Here is a 22878-nt window from a genome sequence, read left to right on the forward strand (position 1 = left end):
AAGTCGGCTTAACCCGTTTTTGACACGCAACCTTATCGGGTAAAGCCAACATCTGTTGGAACGACATCAAATTCGAGATGGGTGGCCGATTTTAAATTCGGATGCGCTGGGCGGAATACCGGTTTTTTGGCTTCCAGTGGCAGACTAACTTTACGCCCATCCGCTAGGATAGCACGACCAGTGCTAACACCTTCAAAGCTGACACCTTTTAGCTTTGGAATCATAAAAGAAGCGGGCCCCATCCTTGAAACTGCGGCCGCATAATCCGTCAAGCTATTATTAACCGCCTGAACTGGAATAGATTTAGCTAATGCGATCGTAGGCTTCAAACTCAATTTAACGCTGCCCTGATTTAGAGAAGCTTGAATTTCAATCACACCATTTTTGAACATGTTCACATCAGGTAGATTGAGGACTTGGCCCTGACTATTAAGCTCGATCGGGGTCCGTGTTGTAGCCTGCACATAGTCCATTCGCGGACGAGCACGAGAGTCCCTACCACTCAAAATATTTGAGTGTAAATCCATCGCGATCCTCTGGCGGCAAACTTAAATACAAATCATAATAAGGAAACAATTTTGCAACAGGAATTTGGTGCGGCTTGTCGGCCTTATTGAGCTTTTGTGAACCAGCTTGAGCATGGACACTCAACCCCAGCATCGATGTGGCACACATCATGCCAAAGATAAGCAAATGGGGAAACATCTTCATGGCTAAACCATGATGGTTTGTTCGCACTTTGTCACATTACATTTCTGTATGCCACTTTAAGAGCACATGTTTGGCATTCAAACAGGTTAGGCGATCACTTTCCCCGACCCCCTAACAATGAAATGATCAAAACATGCTGAATTAGCAGGTCGCTTTGTACCATTTGGAGGGTGGGGGTCAAAGGCTTAACTCCAATAAAGACCCATTTATCAATCGGCGGCACCTTATTCACTTCAGAAGCCACACATTCGAGCAAGGTGCATCTGCGCCATGTTTGGCGTCAAAGTCGTTATTGGTAACTGAGGCAGCACTAAGATGCCACGATGTTGTTCAATGCCAACCCAGCAGGGGAACGAACAATAGATGAGAAGTCAAACTAGACAAATCGCTGGTAGATCCATGCCTCTATGGATCCACTATCTTTGCCACCCCATGAATAGGCATTATGGCGCAGATCAAGGTGAACTGGGTGCTTTGACGAGTAAAACGACTGCTAGATTTCTAAGTCGATCGTTTATTTTTTGCCTTTGTCTTTGATGGGGTCTTCCAGTCTGGCTTTTTTGTAGATGGCCGCTTGGTGCCTGTTTTTTGCTTGGATCGTTCAGCCTTCGTCGACATTTTTGACCCTAAAGAGACTTTATTGCTTGTTGTTTTGCTGCGCTTACCGGCTAGTGCTATTTTTTTTGTCTTTGACTGCTTCAACTGCGCTTTTTTCTTGGGCGGTTGGTTTTGAGTAAAGGTTTTTGTTTTTGGCTTTTTGCGATCCTTTACCTTTGCCACCTCCTCTTTACGAGTTCGCGGAGAAACGGATTTGGCTTCAGGCTCATCGCGCTTCACCTGACTTTTGGCAGTGCTTGGTTCAGACTTGGTTGGCAGATCTTCAACCAACTTATCTTTGTGGGTTGGTTTGGCGTTGGCGAGATTTTGTTCAGACAAAGTGGTTAGAATTTCGGTATTACCCGACTGATTTGGTTTGATTTCCGGCAATGATGGTTCAGCGCTGCGGAACTGAGGGGCCGGTAAATCTGGGCTATTGGCTTCAGAAATATCCTCCGGTGCTGAGGATTTTGAACGAGAACCAGCTGCTCTTGTGCTTGTGCCTGATTTGCTTTCCGCGCCCAACTGATTGACGAAAGCCGGGTTGGATTGGAGAGGGGCTTGCAACCCCTCAGCAGGAACCGTGGTGGTTGGCGAGGTGATTGGCTTTGTGGTTACGATCGGTTGGTCAGCTACATTTTGGTTAAAAGCTGGCTTGCGTTGATCAAGTTCGGATATCGCACTCTGGGGCTTCTCACTCTGGGGCTTCTCACTCTGGGGCTTCTCACTCTGGGGCTTCTCACTCTGGGGCTTCTCATTCTGGGACTTCTCATTCTGGGACTTTTTATCAATTTCTGGCTTGGATGCTAATTGGGCTTTGTCCTCTGCGGCCAACCGCTCCATGGTAGGATTTGTGGGCGTGGCTTGACTGGTTGTTGGCAACGATTGTGCACCAACCACTGGAGCTTGGTTAAATGACTCACGCCGACCTCGCCTTGATGATCTAGGTGGAGGGGGTGGGGATGGTAGAATTGTGATCTGAACTTGGTCAGCAGCCATTTTCAGCGATGGGTCGGCTACGCCTGTTGCCGTGAGGGGTTTACGAAACCGCAATGTCATACGGTCACTCTCGCCGATCGCATCGTAGCGTCGTCTGTCAAAACTTGGATCGTCTGGCTCACCCACCATGGAAGTGCGCGACACCGGCGGCAAGGTCCACACCCCAAACGGATGATCTTTGGTATCGGCTGGATTAGCGTTGATTTCAGAGCGACCCGCAAATTCAAAGCCAGCCTCACGGGCAAGTTGAATCACGTAATCTTCGCGCACATAGCCATCCTTAGCTAAAGGATCTTGGGGTTCATCTGTGCGACCGCGATGCTCCTCAATACCCAAAATGCCACCTGGCTTGAGAACAAAAAAGAAGTCGGCAAATGCTTTTTCAACCCAACCTTGGGCCATCCAATTATGGATGTTACGAAAGGTCAAAACTCTGTCCACGCTATTGGCAGGGGCAAGCGGACTTGATTTAGGGCCAAAGGGCTCAACACTAACTGTACCGTAGACCGATGGATTAGCTGCGAACCGGCTTCGATAGGCTTCTACGATTTGACGGACCACATTAGAGTTTGACGATTCTGCATCAAAGTGGCCCACGATCAATTTGCCATCACCTTGTTTTAAATATGGCCCCAAGATCGAAGTGTACCAACCTTGACCGGGCCAAATTTCAACAACTGTGTCGCTTGGCCGTACAGCAAAAAATTGCAAACTGGCTTCAGGGTTACGCCAGCGATCACGCTTAGTGTCGATTCGTTGTTCGCTATGAATAGCTCGGCGCAAATAGGATTTTGCAAGTTCATCTAAAACCGGAATGGGTTCGATGCTTCGGGATGATAGGATAGACGATGCCTGATCGATGGGGCTAACGCCCGCCTGAGGCTCGCTTGATTGGGGGAGTATGCCTTGAGCCGAAGCAGAAACAACCCAAATGACCACCAGCAAGCTGGTGGATACGGCGAGTGCCAAAGCGCGATGTCTCATGCGCCTATATCTCTCATTGACCACATGCAGCCTGCCTTGAACAGTTCCAAAACTGAATTCAAGAAAATATGACTAGCCCAGTTTGATTAGCTGGCTCAAGCCTAATCGACATGAATTCTTTGTCAGATTTTAATCCAACGCCTCTTGAACGGTAATAAAGCCGTGCCCAAATCAAGCATGCGGCGCTGAAATTCAGGCCGTTATATACTCAAACCGTCGCTTTTAGGAGGACAACATGCGTACAATTGATCTTACACCCTTATACCGTACCATCGTCGGTTTTGACCGGATGGCTCATCTGATCGAAAGCGGCTCGCGCCTAGACACGGCAACCGGATGGCCGCCCTATAATATTGAGCAGACCGGTGACGATGCTTACCAAATTGAGTTGGCAGTCGCAGGCTTTGGTCCAGATGATTTGTCGATTGAGCTGAAAGAAGGCCTTTTGACCATCACTGGGAAAAAGCTCGGCAGCGATGAAAGCCGTAACTTCTTGCATCGCGGCATTGCAGAACGTGGATTTGAACGTCGGTTCCAATTGGCCGACCACGTTCGTGTAACCGGGGCCAATTTAGAACATGGCATGCTAAGCCTTGAATTGGTCCGTGAAGTGCCAGAAGCATTAAAGCCCCGCAAAATTGCGATCCAAGTTGGCGCAGCTAACTCAAGCGCTGGCGCAAATGACAGCCCATTGATTGAGGCAAAGTCTAAAGCCGGTCGTGCCGCCTAAAATTTTGTGATGATGAAAGGCTGGTTGGGCATTGGGCCTAGCCAGCCTTTTGTGCCAGGGTAATGTATAAATGTGATGCCACATTTGCTAAGCCACAAGTCCTTTCGGTTTGGCAATATTTTCATCGACACGCGTTTAAATAAACTTGATTATTGACCTTAAATCATGGTCATGTCCGCCATCGAAACGTGCCAGATGCTGATATGATTTGTCAGCCTCCTTCACGATCATCAAGCCACATGACTTTAAGTCATTGATTAATCGTGGGGGAACGAGCTGTTCATGTCACCAAATAAACCCTTCATTGCGCTGCTGGCCTATAGTATCGGTCTTTTTGCTTTTACTGGCCAAGCGACTGCACAAAGTCTGCCTCATGCTAAGCACCTTACCCTTAGGACGCTGCCAGCTTCGGTCCTGCCCGCACGAATGGCAGCGGTGCGCGCGGTTTTACAAGATGGGGTGGATAAGAAAGTTGCTCCAGGGTTTTCAGCCGCCCTTATCGATGGCTTTGGTCGAATTGAAACCACATATGTGGGCGTGGCCGATCTATCTGATGGTAAAGCCATCGATGGTGATACTATTTTTCGTCTCTTTTCAATGACTAAACCAATCACCGCAGTGGCCGTGATGATTTTGGTCGAAGAAGGAAAGTTGAAGCTAGATGCCCCCTTATCCACTTATATACCATCTTTTGCCAACACCGTTGTTTATGTTAGCGGTGAAACGGTTGAAAGCCTCAAAACAGAGCCGCAATCCCGCCCGCTAACGTTGCGCGACCTGTTGCGGCAATCGGCCGGCATGCCCTATTTTGGAGCTGAGAAGCCTGTAGAGCGCCTTTATGCGATGAAAGGGATTGAGCGCTCTCCGGGTGAAATGATACCAGACTTTAAGGGTCCAAGGGTCGCCAGTTTACAAGAATTAACTGATCGTATTGCAGCGATCCCCTTAGCCCATCAGCCTGGTGCAACTTACACATACGGCAATGCGATAGATGTACTTGGTCGGGTGGTTGAAATTGGCTCTGGTCAGAAACTGGGTGAATTCTTCAAAGAACGAATTTTTGCGCCTTTGGGCATGACCCACACAGGCTTTCAGGTGCAACCAGGGGATAGCGCGCATTTGGCAAATCTCTATGTCGCGGTCACGGCAAGCAAAAATTCCGAAGCTTTTTTTTCTCATAAAAGCCTAAAGGACATTCCACCCCATGAGGTCCCCCGCCCAGTAGATCCCCCAGCCATCAGCCCATGGCAATCCCCGGCACAGCTTGAATTTGGTGGTTCTGGCCTGGTTGGGACTTTGGGTGATTATACACGGTTTGCGCGTATGATTGCGGGTGGCGGAGAACTTGATGGTGTTCGCCTTTTAAAAGCCACCACCATTGCAGAAATGGGCTCTGATCAATTGGGTAAAAAGGCAAGCGGTCATATAGCACAATATGGCTATAGCTATGGATTGGGATTTGGACGGGTAATGGATAGCGCCCTTTCTCATAGTGGCGCACCAAGTGGGACCATGTTTTGGAGCGGTGCCGCTGGAACCTTTTTCTGGGCTAATCCCAAAACAAAAGAGGCCGGCGTAATCATGACACAAGTGATTGGGGATTTTATTCGCGTCTACCAAGGGGCAGCCTGCCGCGCCGCGCATGGCGTTCCAGTCCAATAAAGATACAAAGCCTTCAAAGCCTTTATGACCCTCACCTTTAGCTATTGACGCCCCTTCATACGGGCGACACTGTTGGGGGATGACTGATCCAGATACGGCCGCCCCAACCCGCCACCTCTCGATATCCTATGTGGTGTTGATTGCGGTTGGTATGGTTGTAGGAGCAGGGATTTTTAAATCCCCAGCTTTGGTGGCCCAGAATGTGGGTACGCCTTTGGCGGTTTATGGTGTGTGGATCTTTGGCGGTTTAATCACTATGATCGGTGCCTTGTGTTATAGCGAGCTATCAACCGCTTATCCCCATGCTGGTGGCGATTATCATTTTTTGACAAAAGCCTATGGTACCACCTTTGGCTTTAGCTTTGCTTGGGCACGGTTTGCTATCATCAATACTGGATCCATCGCGCTTTTGGGCTTTGTCATTGGCGATTATCTCAATCTAGTCTGGAACCTCGGGCCCCACGGCCCCGCCCTTTACGCGTTTGGGGCCGTGGTGATCATGACAGCCTTTAATCTGCGTGGCACCCAAGGTGGTGTCGCCGCAGATTATGTCATCACGTGTCTGGAAGTCTTGGGCCTATTGATGCTGGCCGCTGCCGCAGCGTGGCTTGTATTGCAAGCTATACCACCCACCACAATAGGTTCTGGAAACCCGCCTGATCTGGCTGGCGTAGGTTATGGCTTGGTGTTTGTGTTGCTGGCTTTTGGGGGATGGAGTGAGATGGCCACCCTTTCTGCTGAAATCAAAATTACCCGTAATGGACCAAATCAAAGCATGGTGATCGCTTTGGTTAGCGCCGTTGCCATCATCACGGCTTTATACCTTCTAGCCAATTGGGCATTGTTGCGCGGCTTGGGTATCGAAGGACTGGCGCGATCGGAGACGCCGGCCGCTGATTTGATGGTACGTGCTTTTGGGCCAGATGCGGGCATCTTATTAGCTATTGGTGTCGCAGCAGCTGCGATCACCTCCATCAATGGGACCATGATCGTTGGTGCACGCACCACTTATGCCGCAGCCCATGACCGAGAGGCCTTTTCATGGATCGCAACTTGGGACCGCGCCAGAGGCATTCCAAGCCAAGCTTTTTTAGCCCAAGGTGCCGTCTCGATTGCCCTCGTAGCACTTGGCGCATTTTACCATGGATTTGCGACCTTAGTGGATTATACTGCACCGGTCTATTGGGCCTATTTGACAGCCAGCGGGCTAGCTGTGATCCGATTACGCCAAACACAGCCACATTTTTCACGCCCGTTCAAAGTGCCTTTTTATCCGTTTTTGCCGCTATTTTTTGCTGCAAGCAGTGCCGCGATGCTGTGGTCATCGCTGAATTATGTCAAAGTTGGAGCGCTCTTTGGGGTTGGCGTTGTGGCTGTTGGAATTGGCTTGGCGCTTATCACAAAGCCTTTAAAAGTGAAAATGATGAAATCCACTGGCCAAAACACCAATAAGCCAGTTTAACCCAGCAAAAGTCACCCCAATAGCCAAGGGCACGACCAAAAGGCTAATCAAGAAAAAAATGAAAGAAATAAGCGAAAACAGGCCGTCGCGCTGTAAAAGCGCAATAGCAAGGGCTGCAATACTCATCCCAGGAAGCCAATTGCCACCCATAATCGGCAAAACCAATACGCCAGCCAAGATCAAGGTTTGTATGCCAAACCAAATAGTTGCAGGCTTTTGGGTCAGAAATTGAATGCGCGGGGAAACGAGTTTTTCGATTCGAAGCAACATTGGCATGGAAACATCGATACATTTGCGAAAGGTGGTGGTTTCAATCGTTAAGTCGCCAATCCGCTTGGGAATCCAAGGCCGACCCGCCCCAAAAATCATTTGTAGGGCTGGGGCAACCAATAAAAGTCCGAAAATCGTTGAAATTCCCGGCACATTGGGGATGCAATTGGGCAGCGCCAAAATCAAGAGCAACAACCCAAACGCGCGCCCGTCAAGGCGCATTAAAACATCACGCACCGCGATTTTCTCTTCACCTGGAAATGCTTCATGCAAATCTTTGAGAAGATCTGAGGTTTTAGGCGGCAATGGAGCGCGCAAGATCAAAGTCCTATTTAGCAACCTACATGGCGCTCGACCGCACATATCGTAAGCAATGACGGCAGAAGAAGGGCCACCGCTGCGCAAAAATATAAACTGTGACCCTATCTATCACAGACTAAGTTATTGTTCAGTTAGCAACGCTTTTAATGTTCACTTTTTTGTATCTGTTAAGCTGGGAATTTGCTCTGATTGGCTTTAGCAATGCCGCGTGCTTTAGCGATCAAGCCTGCAACACCAATGCCCGAACCGGCCTTCAGATCGGTTGTATAGTCGCGAATCGTACCATCAGGGCCAACGATGACAAAGCTCGGCACCCATTTAATCTGCCACGCTTTATAGGCAGCGCTATCGTCATCAATGGCGACAGGGAAACGGTAGTTCTTTTCGGTAAAAAAGGGCTCCAACCCACCCCATCGGCCATACCGTCCACGCGTATGAATCCCGATAAATCTCAGTTTTTTATCACCTTTAATCAGACGATTAAGCGCTGCGACATCATCAACATCGGCCAAACAATCTGGACACCAAATGCCCCAAAATTGCACTATGGTTGTTTTGCCGATAAAGTCCTTATTGGTAAACCGACCCCCATCAAGCCTTGCCAAATCTGTAGCAGGGGCTTTTTGACCGATCAGATCATAGCTACGTGGACGCGGATCGACGGGCGGGGTCGTTGGCGCTGTGGTTTGAGCCAAAGCAGGATTTACACCCAATGCACAGCCTGCGGCTAAGGTTTTTAAAGTCATACGGCGATCTATGCTCAACATCCTATCTCTATTCCTATCTATACAGGCGCGAATGGCCATAGCGACCATTTCTTTAACCCATTACCAATGATGTGCACCAGAGTGTAGGGTTTAGTAAATCTCAAACAAACCGGCAGCACCCATGCCACCACCTATACACATGGTTACTACGCCCCATTGGATGTTGTGGCCAGCTTTTTTCCGGCGCCGGCCCTCTAGTAAGATGTGGCCTGCACAACGCGCACCTGTCATACCGAATGGATGGCCAATCGCAATCGAACCGCCATTTACATTGAATTTCTCTGGATCAATCCCCAAACGATCGCGCGAATAGAGGCATTGGCTGGCGAAAGCCTCATTCAGCTCCCACAAATCAATGTCATCTACGGACAAACCCGCCCGCTCCAAAAGACGTGGGACAGCGAATACGGGGCCAATCCCCATTTCGTCGGGCTCACACCCCGCAACCGCGAAACCAGCAAATCGGCCAAGCGGTTCAATCCCGCGCTTTTCAGCTGCCTTGGCTTCCATCACTACCACCGCCGCTGCACCATCGGATAATTGAGAGGCATTGCCAGCGGTAATGAAATGCTCTGGCCCGCGAACTGGCTTTAACGAAGCCAAGCCTTCCAATGTGGTATCAGGGCGATTACACTCATCGCGGTTGACTGTGACATCCACGATTGAGGTTTCGCCCGTGGCCTTGTCCACGACCTTCATCTTGGTGGCCATGGGGACGATTTCGTCCTTATAATAGCTCGCAGCTTGGGCAGCGGCGATTCGTTGCTGGCTGCGCAAAGCATATTCATCTTGATATTCACGGCTCACATTATATCTCTTAGCAACAATATCAGCGGTTTCAATCATTGGCATCCAAAGCTCTGGCTTGATGCTCATCAGATAATCTTCGCGATAATTAGACAGGTTCATCGTGCCACTGGCCGACACCAAAGAGATCGACTCAACGCCGCCGCCAATTGCCGCTTCAGCTCCGCTTTGGGTAATATAATTGGCGGCCATTGCAATGGCTTGCAAACCGGAGGAGCAAAAGCGATTGATTGTGGTTCCAGACGTCGTTACAGGGCAACCCGCCCAGATCGCTGCATTGCGGGCAACATTGGCACCTGTTGCACCCTCTGGCTGCCCAGCACCCATATAAACATCCTCAATAAAGCCAGGCTCAATGCGCGCGCGCTCAATCGCATGTTTAATCGCATGGCCGGCCATGGCTGCGCCATGGGTCATGTTAAATCCACCACGAAGTGACTTTGCTAAGCCCGTCCGGGCAGTTGATACAATTACGGCATCGCGCATGATTGCAGCTCCTCTATGAAATGGTGCTTCGATGTGTGATCCAACGTTAAACAAGTCATAGCGGCTGCGCGCATGATTGAAAGTGCAAAATTGAGATTTACCCTAGCCGGTTTGCACAAAAACGCGCTCTGCATGGGCAAAGTCTTAATCCAACCTTAAAAGGATACCATGTTGCTGACAACCAAACCAAAAGCGCTAGAATTTTTTCCGGGGGTGGCTTGGCCCGATTGAGTTTGAGCAGGCAGTTTGTCATTGTCTGGGCCAATGATTAAGATGCTGGAAAATACCAAACTTACCACGCCAATTTTGGTTCATCTGAGCTGGTTGAAGCTGATATTGCTGACCTCAGTGGCGCTGACTTGCCGAGAAATATCACCTTGGCCTGGGCGAGTTTTCCCTGTCAAGACCTTTCCCTTGCGGGGGATCGATTGGGCCATGCAGGCCAACGATCAGGCACATTCTATCACTTTACAGCGAGAATACATGAGCTGGTCCTGCGTGGTGACCCCCCCAGCGTTTTGGTGATTGAGAATGTCATGGGCCTATTAAACTCCAGAGGTGGCCAAGATTATGTGGCTGTCGTGACAGCGCTGCGCCATCTAGGCTATCGGTCAGGTTGTTAGGAGATGGATGCATCTTGGTTTTTACCCCAATCAAGGCCCCGCCTATTCATCGTCGCGATCGCAAAAGATCGCCCAATTCCAGCTTATCTGCTGGCTTCACCCATAAGACCTTGTGTCTTTATAACTCCTGCGGTGCGCAATGCCGTAAGATGACTGCCGCAAGAATTGGTGCGTGCCAACATTGATTGGTTTGTCACCAATCCTACACCGCCAAACCAAAATCTGATCGACCTATTAGACGATATCGATCCGCCTTGGTGGAGTGTTTCACGTACAGCGCGACTGATCAGCCAACTCAGCCCGAAGCATCTGGCCGCCGTGCACGCCCCCAAGCGACAGGTCAGCGCCTGATTGGCACAGCTTATCGAAGAACCAGAACAGAAATTGATAAAAAGTATCAGCGCGCCGAAGTCCGCTTCGACATTAAAGTCGGCTGTTTGCGAACCCCGGCCGAGGGATCTTCGTGGCAATTTCTTCTGATGATCGAAGGCCCGTCCATCAAAGCGCGCGCCTTGACCCCCCGCGAGGCAATGCGTCTTATGGGGGTCGATGCATCCTACCAGCTCCCGCAGGGTCAACTTGCGGCCTTGAGGATTGCTGGCGATGGTGTGGCGGTACCGGTGGTCTGTTGGCTTAGTGAGCATCTACTCAGCCGCCTTGTCTAAGTCGGCAACACCTTAGTCTAGGGATCCTATAAACACCACAAAAGCGTATGCATTCTTGGGCTGCCGCGTGTGAACCAGTGGTGCTATAACACCAGTGCTTCTGCCCTCACTGGGTAGCTGCGGCTGACAACGCGCATGATCATGCCGTCATAAGCCTATGACTTTTATTTATATTAGGGTCCATGCACTATAGCAGACAGTGAGCCTGGGAATTGAGATGTCAGCTTCCTTCAACTTCAGTGACCCATGGTTGCGATTTTTAAACGAGGTAAATCCTTGTGAACCTCAGGCCATTCAGGCGCATCGGAATCAAGTGGCAGAGGGTGAAGCTCTCCCAGACCCGATGCCGGAAGACGAAAGCGCTTTTCTTGGCTTTTTGCTGCGCCAACTCGATGTGCGCTTAGCCGTTCAAGTGGGTGGCTCAGCCGGATATGCCGCATTGATCGCAGCCGAAGCGGTGCGTCATAATGCAGGACCGGGCGGCAGAGTTTTTACATTCAGCGATACGGGGGACTTTACTAAGACTGCGAGGTCACTTTGGCAAAGCGCAGGTGTTGAGAGTACCATCAATTGCGATCCTTCCCCAGCCCGGCAAGGCCTAAACGATTTAGCACTATCAGGCTATGAGGGTCGGATAGACTTTGTTTGGATCGACCGCGACGTCATTGTTGGTCTTGAGCTTTATGAGCAAGCGCTCACTATTCTGCATACTGGCGGTACTCTTGTGTTTGCAGGCGCGCGTTCTCAAACCAGTGGTGTTCAAGACATCGCACGCTTCGCGCATAAGGATCAGCGCGTGCGTTCGGTCGTGTCAACAAGTGGTGACGGACTATTGCTGATCACAAAGACCTCATGATTAGCGCGCTCAAGCATTGAATTTAGTTCACGACCCAATTTGAGCCGCGCCGGATCAAAACAGTGCTGGACAAGGCTCCAGATCCACTGCTGGTAGCGGCAATGGCTTTCAGGCGCTTTATGTCACGCGGACGATCCGCACGGCCAACCACTAGCCGATCACGGGTTGGGATGGTTACCGCCACCGGGCCACCCAATTGACGTTGCAAGCCCGACCAAACCGCATCAATCGTCAGCAGACTGGTGGCATATACCAAATCTGAGGGTGCTTCTAAAAGACCATCCTTTGCAATCCAATGTACTTCTTGGATCGCAGCGGCGGTATTGGCGCGCGCCAAATCAAATGCTTGGGTTACCCCCAAATTTAAGTCAGCTAAGCGACCAATTGGCATCAAAGCAATTGTCGTTGGGGTATCGCCAACCACCACTTCCTCTAAGCCCTCAACGAAAGGGCGACGTAAAACCGCATTAGGATGTCCCTGAAATGCGGTTTGCTCTTCAAAGAGGTTGATAGCAGTACTTGTCCGGATAACCACGCGCAATTGGGCGAGCTTAAATGGATCATTACGCGTCAAAAGACTTGCCACATTTGACACAAAGCGGCGATACTCGCCCTCTCGGTTTGCACCTGGTGCATTTAACCGAGTATGTAATGTATCAAGGCGGACATTGATCTCAGAATAGGCCATGATTCGCAATTCATTGGGCTTTGCTTCAATAGTTTCTATACCGCGCACACTTGGCAGTTTGGCCAAGCGCGTTTGCATCTCTAAGGCGACCTCTTGCATGGAGATCGCCGCCGCAACCGGAACTGGGGCAGGCGTTGGAATGCTTGGTTCCCCGACAACTTGAGGTGATTGCGCCTGCGCACTACCGATACATGCCTGCGCGCAGAGGGTTGCGCCGAGCAAGGCGAGCATACGCCGAAAAAGAGAATGACCTAAGTGCAAGCACATCTATGCCAGACCCGGTGCACTGAGGCGCTGAGCCGTATCGGCTTCCTGACGCGCTGCCGGATAGGCGCAATAATCGGCTGCGTAAAAAGCGCTAGGTCTGGCGTTTCCAGAAAGGCCCGGGCCACCAAATGGCAAGGCCGAAGAGGCCCCGGTTGTGGGTCGATTCCAATTGATCAGACCAGCACGCAAGCTTAAAACCGCGTCATCCCACCGCGCACGGTCATCACATACAAGGCCAGCTGCAAGGCCAAAGCGCGTTGCATTGGCCCGCCGGATCGCCTGATCAAACGACTTCACCCGATAAACTTGGGCATAGGGGGCAAACATTTCTTCATCGGCGGGTTCTTGCGCATGGCTCATATCCATCATGCCTGGGCGAACAAAGGCTGGGCCTTCAACCCCAATGCGGGCTTCCACCAAAGTAGTACCTCCCAAGACCTGTAGCTTGTTTTCATATGCGCCAACCAAATTGGCCTGTGCGACACTAATCACAGGACCAATAAAGGGGGCTTCCGCGCCATTCCAAGGCCCCAACACCATACGCTCAATACGGGCCTTTGTTGCTTCTAGAACTTGATCGCCAAACCGTCCCTCTGGCAAAATCAACCGCCGCGCGCAGGAGCAACGCTGACCGCTTGTGATAAAGGCTGAATGCACAATCAAGTCGGCTGCAGCCTCAAGATCGGCTGGGTCCCAAATGATGAGAGGATTATTACCGCCCATTTCTAGCGCCAAAACAACCTCAGGCCGACCGGCAAATTGGGCGTGAATGGCTGTCCCGGTGGTGACTGAACCTGTAAATAAAACCCCATCAACACCGGGTGCCTCCAAAAGGGCTGTCCCAGTTTCCCGCGCCCCCATAACAACCGATAAAACACCTTCTGGAAGACCTGCTTCCACAAAAGCCTCCGCCATAAATCGCGCTGCACTTGGTGCAAGCTCTGATGGTTTAAACACCACACAATTGCCAGCAAGCAGAGCTGGCACAATATGGCCATTGGGCAAATGGCCTGGAAAATTAAAGGGACCTAATACCGCCATCACACCCCAAGGGCGATGATCAAGCGCTGTGCGGCCAAAAGCAGAGGCTTCTTCACGGCTCCCGGTGCGTTGATCATACGCGCGCACAGAAATGGCAATCTTGGCAACCATAGCTGCAACTTCTGCTGTCGATTCCCATAAGGCTTTACCCATATCGCGGGAAATTGCCTGGGCTAGCTCTTGACCACGAGCTTCTAGGGCTTTGGCATAGGCTTCTAGGATCGCTATGCGCGAAGCGCGGCTGGTTCTTGACCAAGATTTAAACGCCAAACGTGCGGCTTCAACCGCTTGGGTTACTTGCTCGCGCGAGGCAGCATGTGCGCTAAAGCTTGGGCTTTGGGTTGCAGGATCGATGGTTGTGAAAAGCCCACCTGTTCCAGCATGCCAGGTGCCATTGAGAAATACCCCATTTTGAAGAAATTCAGACATTAAAACTCCGTACACGGCCTATTTGACCTTTATCCATTTCTAATGCTTCTAACACTTCATTTTTTAAAACAACACCGTCGGGGGTGATGCGGCCAGGTGCCAGCGTGCACGTAAATCCTGCTACCCGATCGTTTGATACCATCACGCGGTCTTCGCCATGGGTATTACCCACTAAAAAGGGTAATTGTTGAGACTCTCGGACCGTCCGTGTATCCTCGATACGCGCCGCCAAAAGTGGACCGCCGTCAAAGATATCAATGACACCTTCAAAGCGTAGCCCTTCACGTTCCAACAGGCGACGGGCGGGGGCACCGTCTGGATGGGTTTCGCCGATCGCGCCACGCGCGCTTTCAGGCAGTAGATCAACATATATGGCATGCTTGGGGGATAGATCGATAATGAACTGATTGTCGGTGGTTGCAGAAATTTTATCGGCTTCCTCAAAGTCCATGCGGTAAAAAGGCCGCCCCACAACTTCCCAAAAAGGCGAGCGCCCATCAAGATCAACAAGGCCACGCAATTCACTCACCACGATACCCTGAAAGCGCTGCGGATCGGTAGCCATGAGCATAAAGCGTGACAGACTTAAAAGTTTGCCAGCCCCATCACCTCGGCGCTCAGGTTCCAAAAATAAAGTGCCAACTTCAGTACAGCCGGTATAATCATTAACCATTGTTAAGGCCCGCATCTCAAAGCGACGGTTTGCGGCCTTGGACGCTTGGCCATAGGTAACGATGCGATAATTGAAAAATGGCACATCGCGGCCGATATTGGTTTTAACCGCAGCGCAGCCAAAGGCTTGCCCACCTTGAGCTTGTTCAATCATCAACAAATATATGCCGCCATCACCCTCTAAACTTGCTGCGGGGGATGAAAAGGAAGTTATGCTCTTTTCCAAACGGCTTGCCAATAAAGTCGTATCATCAGGCAAGCTGGTAAAACCTGGGCCCGATTGCCGCGCAAAGCCCATAAAGGCATCAAAATCATCCAGTCGGGCCGGACGAACAATCAACATGCATTTAGTTCCGATGTTTGTGCCAATAAGCGCCTAGGTGCCTTGGCATCCAGTTGACCTGTCGCATAGCCTACCAGTAGCGCCAAGGACAGTTTCACCCGCTCTGAGAAGCTGTCTAAAACTGCAAATTCCTGATTTGAATGGATAAGCCCGCCGCGCGGACCAAGTGTATCCACATTCGCACAGCCCGATGCGGCTAAATTATTTCCCTCACACACCCCACCTGTATCGGTGAAGACAAGGTCCAGTCCTATCGCCCTGCCAGCAGTTGCAACATGTTCAAACATCAAGGCCTGTGCAGGCGTACGTGGTTTTGGTGGGCGGTTGAACCCACCATGTAAATGGGCATGGAGATCACCTTCCAAGACAATCTGCTTTATAAAGCCTTCAATTTGCCGTGATGCCCATTCAATAGCGCCCTCGTCGGGTACACGGACGTTGAAGCGCACAATAGCTAAATCTGGCACCACATTGTTTGGGCCACCACCATCGATGCGACCGGTATTAAAAATGACACCTGGTTGGGAGCCATTCAAGGCTTCAAGCGCAACAACAAATCGCGCCGCCGCTGCAATCGCAGATTGGCCTTCGTGATGCGAGCGACCGACATGGGCTGCCTTGCCATGAATGGTGAGGGAAAAATTGCCAGAACCCTTACGTGCACCCGACATCGAGCCATCCGCCAAAGCAGGCTCATAGGTCAAGCCAACATCGGACCGCGCTCCGATTTCAGCCAAAAGCGCTGAAGAACCCGGTGAGCCGATCTCTTCATCGGGACTGAGCAGGACCTCATAGCCCACGCCTTGCGCGCAACCCAAGGTTTCAAAAAGCTGCAAGGCTTCCAGCATCACCAACAGGCCACCCTTCATATCGGCTACGCCCGGACCGTTCACAATACCTGGCTTGATTTCTTGAACGTTCACAAAGCTAGTTCCAGCTGGAAACACGGTGTCATAATGACCGGTAAGGACAATCTTAATTGATGCTTCTGGTCGCACAACCAGATGGAGCGCATCACACAGGGTTTGATCTTCAAGTTTCCCCTGCACTGAAACGACTTGCTCGGGTGCCAAGGGGCAGCTGCTTAGTGTGCCGGGCAATGCGCTAAAGGCATTCACTAACAAAGGGAGAAATGATCGCAGACCCGCAAGATTCCGCGACCCCGTATTGATTGAGCACCATTCAACTAAGCGCGACTTCCAATAGTTTGGCGCATGTTTCACCTGTGCCATCGCGGTTTGAACATCGTGTTCCAAAACAAGATTTGGGGTCATCCAAAGCACTTCTATGTAAAAATGGCACCAAAGGTGCACACTGGGGTTGCGTCAAGCACAGAGATGTAGTCGAAACCCGCGCGTCACGCTACGCCTCATGCCTGCTTAAACATTAATGGCAGGAGCGTGTGACCAATGGACTGTAAAGGCTTGAATGAATGACTGCAGTGTTCAACCATGGTGAATTCGACCACCATGAACAAATCGTCTTTGCCCACGACTATAAAGCAGGCCTTCAAGCCATCATCGGGATTCATGACACCACACTTGGACCTGCAGCTGGCGGGGTTCGGATGTCCACCTATCACACATCAGATGACGCACTAACCGATGTTTTGCGCCTATCGCGCGGGATGAGTTACAAGAACGCACTGGCAGGCTTGGCGCTAGGTGGCGGAAAAGCTGTTTTAATTGGAAATCCCAGAACAGACAAGAGCCCAGAACTTTTGGCTTCCTTAGGCAAAGCGATCAATCACTTGGGCGGACGCTATCTGGCGGCAGAAGATGTTGGCATGACCGTTGTGGACATGGAAGAAATCGCCGGTCAAACCGCCCATGTTTTCGGCAGGGACCCTAAAGCTGGGTATGGTGGCGAACCTTCCCCTATGACAGCCCTTGGCGTGCTCTTATCAATCCAATCCTGCGTCAAATATACGCTGGGCCGAAACAACCTCGACGGGATCCGTGTTGCCATTCAAGGTGCCGGGGCAGTTGGAACGGATTTGGCGCGTCGCCTCGGCGAGGAAGGTGCGCAAATCCTTATTGCCGATGTAGATCCGATACGGGCTCAAGCTGCAGCAGATAAAGCCCGCGGGCAAGTGATAGGTATAGATCAGGTTTTAAGTGCGGATGTTGATGTCTTGGCACCTTGCGCGCTGGGTGCGGTGATCAACGACGCAAGTATTGGTTCTTTGCGCACTAAAATTGTGTGTGGTGCCGCCAATAATCAATTAAGCGAACCCCGCCATGGGGTAGCCTTGGCACAGCGCGGCATACTCTATGCCCCTGACTATGTCGTCAATGCGGGGGGGATCATCAATGTATCCTATGAGGTAGGTGGTTCCTATGATAGCGCCAAAGTGATCAAGCATATCCAAAAAATCCCCCAAACCTTGGAAGCCATTTTTGCTACCTCCGCGCGCGAATCTCTACCACCGGATGTGGTCGCCGATAAGATGGCGCAAAGGCTCATTGGGCGTGGCACACCACCCTAGTCGCTTGGATGTCATCTTTAGGGCTAGATCAGTCCAAGCCCTAAGCCACTTCTAAGCATAAAGCGGTGGCTTCACCGCCGCCAATACACAAGCTGGCAACCCCACGCTTGAGACCACGTGATCGTAAGGCCGCGACCAAAGTCGCGATAATCCGTGTTCCTGAGGAGCCAATCGGGTGACCTAGGGCACAGGCTCCACCGTTCACATTCACTTTGCTATGATCCAGTCCCAATTCCTTCATGGCAATCATAGGGACCACGGCAAAGGCTTCGTTGATTTCAAAAAGATCGACTTCGCTGATCGCCCAACCCGCTTTGGCGAGCGCTTTTTGGATGGCGAAGACCGGTGCCGTGGTGAAAAGAGCGGGCTCATGCGCATGCGCGGCACTCGAAACTATTGTCGCAAGACAGGTGATCCCGCGTGCTTTGGCTTCCGACTGTTCCATCAGCACTAGAGCCGAAGCGCCATCTGAAATCGCTGATGCATTGGCGGCCGTGACTGTCCCGTCCTTGTTAAAGGCGGGCTTTAAGCTTGGGATTTTATCGGGTCGCGCTTTACGGGGTAATTCGTCGGTGTCGATCAATTGCTCTCCCGCGCGACCTGAAACCGTGACTGGCGTGATTTCGCCCGCAAACGCTCCTGACGCGATAGCAGCCTGTGCCCGGGTCAGCGTCTCGATCGCATAAGCGTCTTGAGCCTCACGGCTGAATTGATAGTCGCGCGCCACTTGGTCGGCATAAAAACCCATAGGCTTGCCTTCATAGGCATCTTCTAGTCCATCCAGAGCCATGTGGTCCATCAGGCGATCATGCCCATATTTCATACCCGTGCGATGGGTTTTGATGAGGTGAGGCGCATTGGACATGCTTTCCATACCGCCTGCGATCACGATTTTTGCCTCACCAGCTTTGATGGCATTGACCGCCATAATCGCCGCTTGCATGCCCGAGCCGCACATCTTGTTCACAGTGGTTGCTTCAACGCTTAACGGCAGACCTGCCTTAACAGCAGCTTGTCGAGCTGGGGCTTGCCCTTGGCCCGCAGGCAAAACGCAGCCCATCAAAATCCAGTCCACATCGCTGCCTGCGATACCAGAGCGACCGAGCGCAGCATTGACCGCAAAAGCGCCCAATTCATTGGCGCTAAAGCTGCTTAAATCACCCATCAGGGCACCCATAGGGGTGCGGGCTAAGCCAACAATGGCAATAGGGTCTTGCATCATCATCTTCCTTCTTGGCGGGGTGATCTTGGATTGATTAGGTGCGCAAAAGGCCAAGAATGCGCGCCAAAGTGGCTTTCAATTCACGCCGGTCCACCACGCAATCGACCATGCCATGCTCCAATAGATATTCAGAGCGTTGAAAGCCTGGTGGTAGTTTCTGGCGGATAGTTTGTTCAATCACGCGCTGCCCGGCAAAGCCAATCAGAGCGCCGGGCTCTGCAATGTGGATATCGCCTAACATAGCATAACTCGCAGTCACCCCGCCCGTTGTTGGGTCGGTCAACACAACGATATAGGGTAAGCCAGCTTGACGCAGTCGATCAATGGCAAGCGTTGTGCGGGGCATTTGCATCAAGGATAAAATCCCTTCCTGCATCCGCGCACCACCCGCAGCTGTAAAACAAATCAACGGGCAATTACGCTCAATCGCTTCCGCTGCGGCTTTGACAAAGGCTTCACCTGCGGCCATGCCGAGCGAGCCGCCCATAAAGCCAAAGTCCTGCGCTAAGACCACCGCTGGCAAAGCACCAATCTTGCCATAGCCAATGGCCATAGCATCGTCGCGTCCGGTCTTTTGTCGCGCATCTTTCAGCCGATCGACATAGCGCTTATCGTCTTTGAACTTTAAAGGATCTTCGACCACTTTTGGTGTATCAATAGCGAGCCAACTTTCGCCGTCAAAGATATAGCGGAAGCGCAGTTCAGGCCCGATACGCATGTGCCGACCCGACGGGGTGACCCATTGGCTGTTTTCAAGGTCACTGCGATAGAGCATCTCGCCACTATCGGGGTCTTTCACCCACAGATTATCTGGGCTCTCCCGCTTTTGCAGAAGCTTATTGATGCCTGGGCGAATGCGGTCGATCCAGCTGGTCATACGATAGGTTCCAGTCGGGCATCCATAATGGCCCGCGATAATGATTGGCAAAAACTGGCACCAGCTTGCGCGCCATTTTGTCCCGTTTCATACGCCGTGGCAATCACATCAACCAGCGCAGAACCCACAACCACGCCGTCGGCGATCTTAGCGGTATTGGCTGCTGCTTCGGGCGTCTTAATGCCAAAGCCAATCGCAACAGGAAGGGGCGAAGCAAGGCGCACTTGGCCTACAGCTTGGGCGATGTCGGCGGTTTCAATCAACTTATCGCCCGTGATCCCTGCTACCGAGACATAATAGATAAAGCCCGTCACGCCTTTTAGAAGTGTGGCTAAACGCTTTGCATCTGATGTTGGGGTTACAAGGCGTATCAGAGCTAAATCTTGCTCTGCCATGGCAGCGCGAAGCTCCCCATCTTCTTCAGGGGGTGCATCGACAATGATCGCACCATCAACACCGGCGAGGGCGGCCTCTTTTGAAAATTCCTGATACCCAAATGTCTCGACCGGGTTGAGGTAACCCATAAGAATTAAAGCGGTTTTTGGATGCTTGACGCGAAATGCCTGCGCGAGTGCGAGTGTTTTTCGCAAAGTCGTGCCCTTTTTAAGGGCACGAATGCCAGCGCGCTGGATGGAAGGGCCATCTGCCATTGGGTCGGTAAACGGAAAGCCCAATTCAATGACATCTACACCAGCGCCCGGCAAGCCATCTAGGATCGCCGCACAGCTCTCAAGGCTAGGGTCCCCGGCCATGACATAGGCTACTAAAGCGGCCCGATTTTCTGCTTTTGCGCGCGCAAAAGCGTTTGTCAGTCGTGCAACCGGCATTATACTTTGGCCCCAAGCGCATTGGCGATGGTGAAAATATCCTTATCCCCTCGCCCACATATATTCATCACCACAATCCCACCACGGCCAACATCTTTGGCAATCTCCCCAATGCGCGCCAAGGCATGGGATGGCTCGAGAGCGGGTAATATCCCTTCTAGCCGGGCACATAATTGAAACGCGTCGAGCGCCTCATCATCGGTCGCGGATAAATAAATGGCCCGACCGGTATCTTTCAAGAAAGCATGCTCTGGCCCAACGCCTGGATAATCAAGGCCTGCGGAAATCGAATGTGCATCGATGATTTGACCATCGTCGTTTTGCAACAAATAAGTGCGATTGCCATGTAATACGCCAGGCCGCCCGCCGGTTAAGGCCGCGGCGTGTTGACCTGTTTCTATCCCGTGCCCGGCGGCCTCCACGCCGTAAAGCTTAACCGCTTCATCTTCCAAAAACGGATGGAATAGGCCAATGGCATTTGAGCCACCGCCAATGCAGGCAACCAAAGCGTCGGGTAGGCGTCCTTCACGCTCTAATATCTGCTCTTTTGTTTCGCGCCCAATTACCGATTGGAAGTCGCGCACCATTTGGGGATAGGGGTGAGGGCCAGCTACTGTGCCTATGATGTAAAACGTATCTTTGACATGGGTCACCCAATCGCGCAGCGCTTCATTCATCGCGTCCTTGAGGGTGGCGGTTCCAGCATCCACCGGGCGCACTTCGGCCCCTAACAATTTCATACGAAAAACATTTGGGCTTTGGCGCTCCACATCGGTGGCACCCATATAGACCACACAAGGCAGGCCAAAGCGGGCACAGACTGTTGCGGTGGCAACCCCATGCTGACCTGCACCTGTTTCTGCAATGATGCGAATCTTGCCCATGCGCATCGCCAAGAAAATCTGACCCATGCAATTATTGATTTTGTGGGCTCCGGTATGATTGAGCTCATCGCGCTTAAAATAAATTTTGGCCCCGCCAAAATGCTGGCTCAGCCGCTCTGCAAAATAAAGTGGGCTTGGTCTGCCAACGTAGTCACGCAGGAAAACATCCAAATTCGCTTGAAAGGTCGGATCAGCCTTGGCGTCTTCATAAGCTTGTTGCAGGGCCAAAATATTGGGCATCAGTGTCTCTGCCACAAACCGACCGCCAAATTGGCCAAAGCGACCCTGCGCGTCGGGATATGATCCCCAGGAGTTACGTGCGTCCATTTTGACTATTGGTCCAGTCTGTCTCATTAACGGCCGCGAGAAAGGCGGCAATGCGTGCACTATCTTTTAGACCCGGAGCGCTTTCAACACCAGAGGACACATCCACCAAGGCTGCACCCGTTTGACTTATGCCCGACGCTACATTTTCCGGCGTAAGCCCACCAGACAAAAACCAAGGGCGTTCGCAGGTAAAGTCTGACAGGATTGTCCAATCAAAGGTGTGCCCTAATCCACCCGGCCGCGAGGACCCTACTGGTGGCTTTGCGTCCAACAAAACATAGTCAACATATTCCAAAAATGGTAAAATTGGATCAAGATCGCTGCGCGCTTCCACTGAGAAAGCGCGGATGATTTTAACGCCGCGCGCTCTAATCTGCGCACAACGTTGCGGGCTTTCGCAACCTTGAAGTTGAATGAGATCAGGCGCTAAATCGCCGATGACGGCATCGAGCAAAGCATCATCTGGATCCACAAGGACCGATACGGTGTCGGCAATCCCTAAGGCCAATTGCGCTAAAGTCCTTGCGTCCTTCGGGCTAATATAGCGCGGGCTATTGGGGTAAGTCACAAAGCCAACAAAGGCAGCACCACCATCAAGAGCGGTGGCGAGCGAAGCAGCCGTTACCAACCCACAAATTTTAGCGCGAACAGATAACATTAGTGCCCTGTAAAGGCTTAGCCTTATATCTTAAGACAATGGCACAAAATCTGGGCCACCTTCTAGCCTTGAAATCACCGAAGTGAGTTACCATAGCACGATCCAACATATGGAATTGCATGCAAATGCAATGCTGCCGGCCACGTAGTTAGAACTGATACAGAAACGATCATAACCCAATCAAAGCAAAACGATCAAAGTTAACTTAAGATTGG

The 22878-nt window shown here is 51.4% G+C and carries 21 protein-coding genes and 1 pseudogene; 7 read left to right on the forward strand and 15 right to left on the reverse strand.

Features of this window, described 5'->3' with window-relative positions:
• Positions 1–32: 32 nt before the first annotated feature.
• From PsB1_RS03860 to PsB1_RS03870, 3 genes are all read right to left on the reverse strand, one after another.
• Positions 33–464, reverse strand: coding sequence for a hypothetical protein (locus tag PsB1_RS03860; protein WP_284359194.1), 432 nt, complete (start codon positions 462–464; stop codon positions 33–35).
• Positions 465–495: 31 nt separating this feature from the next.
• Positions 496–711, reverse strand: coding sequence for a hypothetical protein (locus PsB1_RS03865; RefSeq protein ID WP_284359197.1), 216 nt, complete (start codon positions 709–711; stop codon positions 496–498).
• Positions 712–1212: 501 nt separating this feature from the next.
• Entirely contained in the window at positions 1213–3291 is a 2079-nt protein-coding gene (locus tag PsB1_RS03870) for a hypothetical protein (RefSeq protein WP_284359199.1), read from the reverse strand.
• Positions 3292–3526: 235 nt separating this feature from the next.
• Here PsB1_RS03870 and PsB1_RS03875 point away from each other — a divergent pair, with 235 nt between their 5' ends.
• The 3 genes from PsB1_RS03875 to PsB1_RS03885 all read left to right on the forward strand — a co-directional run bounded on the left by PsB1_RS03875 (position 3527) and on the right by PsB1_RS03885 (position 7145).
• Positions 3527–4021: an Hsp20 family protein gene (locus tag PsB1_RS03875; RefSeq protein ID WP_284359201.1), complete on the forward strand. Its 495-nt coding sequence runs from the start codon at positions 3527–3529 to the stop codon at positions 4019–4021.
• A gap of 282 nt (positions 4022–4303) precedes the next feature.
• Entirely contained in the window at positions 4304–5683 is a 1380-nt protein-coding gene (locus PsB1_RS03880; RefSeq protein WP_284359202.1) for a serine hydrolase domain-containing protein, read from the forward strand.
• Between the two features lie 79 nt (positions 5684–5762).
• Positions 5763–7145, forward strand: a complete 1383-nt coding sequence (locus PsB1_RS03885; protein ID WP_284359203.1) for an APC family permease — start codon at positions 5763–5765, stop codon at positions 7143–7145.
• Here the strand turns inward: PsB1_RS03885 and PsB1_RS03890 are convergent.
• The 3 genes from PsB1_RS03890 to PsB1_RS03900 form a co-directional block, all read right to left on the reverse strand.
• Positions 7092–7733, reverse strand: coding sequence for an exopolysaccharide biosynthesis protein (locus tag PsB1_RS03890; RefSeq protein WP_284359206.1), 642 nt, complete (start codon positions 7731–7733; stop codon positions 7092–7094). The genes PsB1_RS03885 and PsB1_RS03890 overlap by 54 nt on opposite strands.
• 170 nt (positions 7734–7903) lie before the next feature.
• Entirely contained in the window at positions 7904–8482 is a 579-nt protein-coding gene (locus PsB1_RS03895; protein WP_284359207.1) for a TlpA family protein disulfide reductase, read from the reverse strand.
• A gap of 111 nt (positions 8483–8593) precedes the next feature.
• On the reverse strand, positions 8594–9796 hold the full coding sequence (locus tag PsB1_RS03900; RefSeq protein ID WP_284359208.1) for an acetyl-CoA C-acyltransferase: 1203 nt from the start codon (positions 9794–9796) through the stop codon (positions 8594–8596).
• A 296-nt stretch (positions 9797–10092) separates the two neighbouring features.
• On the opposite strand from PsB1_RS03900, the pseudogene PsB1_RS11915 reads away from it, so the two are divergent.
• The 3 genes and pseudogenes from PsB1_RS11915 to PsB1_RS03910 all read left to right on the forward strand — a co-directional run.
• Positions 10093–10419 (forward strand): annotated as a pseudogene (locus tag PsB1_RS11915) (DNA cytosine methyltransferase); the annotation flags it as partial.
• Between the two features lie 257 nt (positions 10420–10676).
• Positions 10677–11084 (forward strand): DNA cytosine methyltransferase, encoded by a 408-nt coding sequence (locus PsB1_RS03905; RefSeq protein ID WP_284359210.1) that lies wholly within the window; start codon positions 10677–10679, stop codon positions 11082–11084.
• A 217-nt stretch (positions 11085–11301) separates the two neighbouring features.
• Entirely contained in the window at positions 11302–11940 is a 639-nt protein-coding gene (locus PsB1_RS03910; protein ID WP_284359211.1) for an O-methyltransferase, read from the forward strand.
• 22 nt (positions 11941–11962) lie between these two features.
• On the opposite strand, the gene PsB1_RS03915 is transcribed toward PsB1_RS03910, so the two are convergent.
• Genes PsB1_RS03915 through PsB1_RS03930 form a run of 4 tightly spaced genes read right to left on the reverse strand, consistent with a single transcriptional unit; the run spans position 11963 to position 16654 of the window.
• Entirely contained in the window at positions 11963–12859 is an 897-nt protein-coding gene (locus PsB1_RS03915; RefSeq protein ID WP_284359213.1) for a hypothetical protein, read from the reverse strand.
• Positions 12860–12895: 36 nt separating this feature from the next.
• Positions 12896–14365, reverse strand: coding sequence for a succinylglutamate-semialdehyde dehydrogenase (gene astD, locus PsB1_RS03920; protein WP_284359215.1), 1470 nt, complete (start codon positions 14363–14365; stop codon positions 12896–12898).
• Positions 14358–15380 carry an arginine N-succinyltransferase gene (gene astA / locus PsB1_RS03925; RefSeq protein WP_284359217.1) on the reverse strand — a complete coding sequence of 341 codons (1023 nt, stop codon included), beginning with the start codon at positions 15378–15380 and terminating at the stop codon, positions 14358–14360. Before astA ends, astD begins: the two co-directional genes overlap by 8 nt.
• Positions 15374–16654 (reverse strand): hydrolase, encoded by a 1281-nt coding sequence (locus tag PsB1_RS03930; protein WP_284359218.1) that lies wholly within the window; start codon positions 16652–16654, stop codon positions 15374–15376. The genes astA and PsB1_RS03930 overlap by 7 nt, the downstream gene beginning before the upstream one ends.
• A gap of 158 nt (positions 16655–16812) precedes the next feature.
• Here PsB1_RS03930 and PsB1_RS03935 point away from each other — a divergent pair, with 158 nt between their 5' ends.
• Positions 16813–17868, forward strand: coding sequence for a Glu/Leu/Phe/Val dehydrogenase family protein (locus PsB1_RS03935; RefSeq protein WP_284359220.1), 1056 nt, complete (start codon positions 16813–16815; stop codon positions 17866–17868).
• A 40-nt stretch (positions 17869–17908) separates the two neighbouring features.
• On the opposite strand, the gene PsB1_RS03940 is transcribed toward PsB1_RS03935, so the two are convergent.
• From PsB1_RS03940 to PsB1_RS03960, 5 genes are read right to left on the reverse strand one after another with little or no spacing between them, the layout of a single operon-like run.
• Positions 17909–19093 (reverse strand): thiolase family protein, encoded by a 1185-nt coding sequence (locus tag PsB1_RS03940; RefSeq protein WP_284359221.1) that lies wholly within the window; start codon positions 19091–19093, stop codon positions 17909–17911.
• A gap of 31 nt (positions 19094–19124) precedes the next feature.
• Positions 19125–19967 carry an acetyl-CoA carboxylase, carboxyltransferase subunit beta gene (gene accD, locus PsB1_RS03945; protein ID WP_284359222.1) on the reverse strand — a complete coding sequence of 281 codons (843 nt, stop codon included), beginning with the start codon at positions 19965–19967 and terminating at the stop codon, positions 19125–19127.
• Positions 19964–20794, reverse strand: coding sequence for a tryptophan synthase subunit alpha (gene trpA / locus PsB1_RS03950; protein ID WP_284359223.1), 831 nt, complete (start codon positions 20792–20794; stop codon positions 19964–19966). The genes accD and trpA overlap by 4 nt, the downstream gene beginning before the upstream one ends.
• A complete protein-coding gene (gene trpB / locus PsB1_RS03955) occupies positions 20794–22005 on the reverse strand; it encodes a tryptophan synthase subunit beta (protein WP_284359224.1) in 1212 nt (403 codons plus the stop codon). The genes trpA and trpB overlap by 1 nt, the downstream gene beginning before the upstream one ends.
• Positions 21992–22663 carry a phosphoribosylanthranilate isomerase gene (locus PsB1_RS03960; RefSeq protein WP_284359225.1) on the reverse strand — a complete coding sequence of 224 codons (672 nt, stop codon included), beginning with the start codon at positions 22661–22663 and terminating at the stop codon, positions 21992–21994. The genes trpB and PsB1_RS03960 overlap by 14 nt, the downstream gene beginning before the upstream one ends.
• Positions 22664–22878: the final 215 nt, after the last annotated feature.

The organism is Candidatus Phycosocius spiralis (assembly GCF_030158815.1).
GTDB classification, from domain to species: Bacteria; Pseudomonadota; Alphaproteobacteria; order Caulobacterales; family Aquidulcibacteraceae; genus Aquidulcibacter; species Aquidulcibacter spiralis.

Excerpts from the sequence above, each read along its gene's own strand:
- astA (WP_284359217.1), bottom strand. The coding sequence starts at position 15,380 with ATGTTGATTGTTCGTCCGGCCCGACTGGATGATTTTGATGCCTTTATG.
- PsB1_RS03900 (WP_284359208.1), bottom strand. The coding sequence starts at position 9,796 with ATGCGCGATGCCGTAATTGTATCAACTGCCCGGACGGGCTTAGCAAAG.
- PsB1_RS03875 (WP_284359201.1), top strand. The coding sequence starts at position 3,527 with ATGCGTACAATTGATCTTACACCCTTATACCGTACCATCGTCGGTTTT.
- PsB1_RS03895 (WP_284359207.1), bottom strand. The coding sequence starts at position 8,482 with ATGACTTTAAAAACCTTAGCCGCAGGCTGTGCATTGGGTGTAAATCCT.
- PsB1_RS03870 (WP_284359199.1), bottom strand. The coding sequence starts at position 3,291 with ATGAGACATCGCGCTTTGGCACTCGCCGTATCCACCAGCTTGCTGGTG.
- PsB1_RS03885 (WP_284359203.1), top strand. The coding sequence starts at position 5,763 with ATGACTGATCCAGATACGGCCGCCCCAACCCGCCACCTCTCGATATCC.
- PsB1_RS03865 (WP_284359197.1), bottom strand. The coding sequence starts at position 711 with ATGAAGATGTTTCCCCATTTGCTTATCTTTGGCATGATGTGTGCCACA.
- trpB (WP_284359224.1), bottom strand. The coding sequence starts at position 22,005 with ATGGACGCACGTAACTCCTGGGGATCATATCCCGACGCGCAGGGTCGC.
- astD (WP_284359215.1), bottom strand. The coding sequence starts at position 14,365 with ATGTCTGAATTTCTTCAAAATGGGGTATTTCTCAATGGCACCTGGCAT.
- accD (WP_284359222.1), bottom strand. The coding sequence starts at position 19,967 with ATGACCAGCTGGATCGACCGCATTCGCCCAGGCATCAATAAGCTTCTG.
- PsB1_RS03935 (WP_284359220.1), top strand. The coding sequence starts at position 16,813 with ATGACTGCAGTGTTCAACCATGGTGAATTCGACCACCATGAACAAATC.
- trpA (WP_284359223.1), bottom strand. The coding sequence starts at position 20,794 with ATGCCGGTTGCACGACTGACAAACGCTTTTGCGCGCGCAAAAGCAGAA.
- PsB1_RS03880 (WP_284359202.1), top strand. The coding sequence starts at position 4,304 with ATGTCACCAAATAAACCCTTCATTGCGCTGCTGGCCTATAGTATCGGT.
- PsB1_RS03960 (WP_284359225.1), bottom strand. The coding sequence starts at position 22,663 with ATGTTATCTGTTCGCGCTAAAATTTGTGGGTTGGTAACGGCTGCTTCG.
- PsB1_RS03910 (WP_284359211.1), top strand. The coding sequence starts at position 11,302 with ATGTCAGCTTCCTTCAACTTCAGTGACCCATGGTTGCGATTTTTAAAC.
- PsB1_RS03940 (WP_284359221.1), bottom strand. The coding sequence starts at position 19,093 with ATGATGATGCAAGACCCTATTGCCATTGTTGGCTTAGCCCGCACCCCT.
- PsB1_RS03930 (WP_284359218.1), bottom strand. The coding sequence starts at position 16,654 with ATGACCCCAAATCTTGTTTTGGAACACGATGTTCAAACCGCGATGGCA.
- PsB1_RS03915 (WP_284359213.1), bottom strand. The coding sequence starts at position 12,859 with ATGCTCGCCTTGCTCGGCGCAACCCTCTGCGCGCAGGCATGTATCGGT.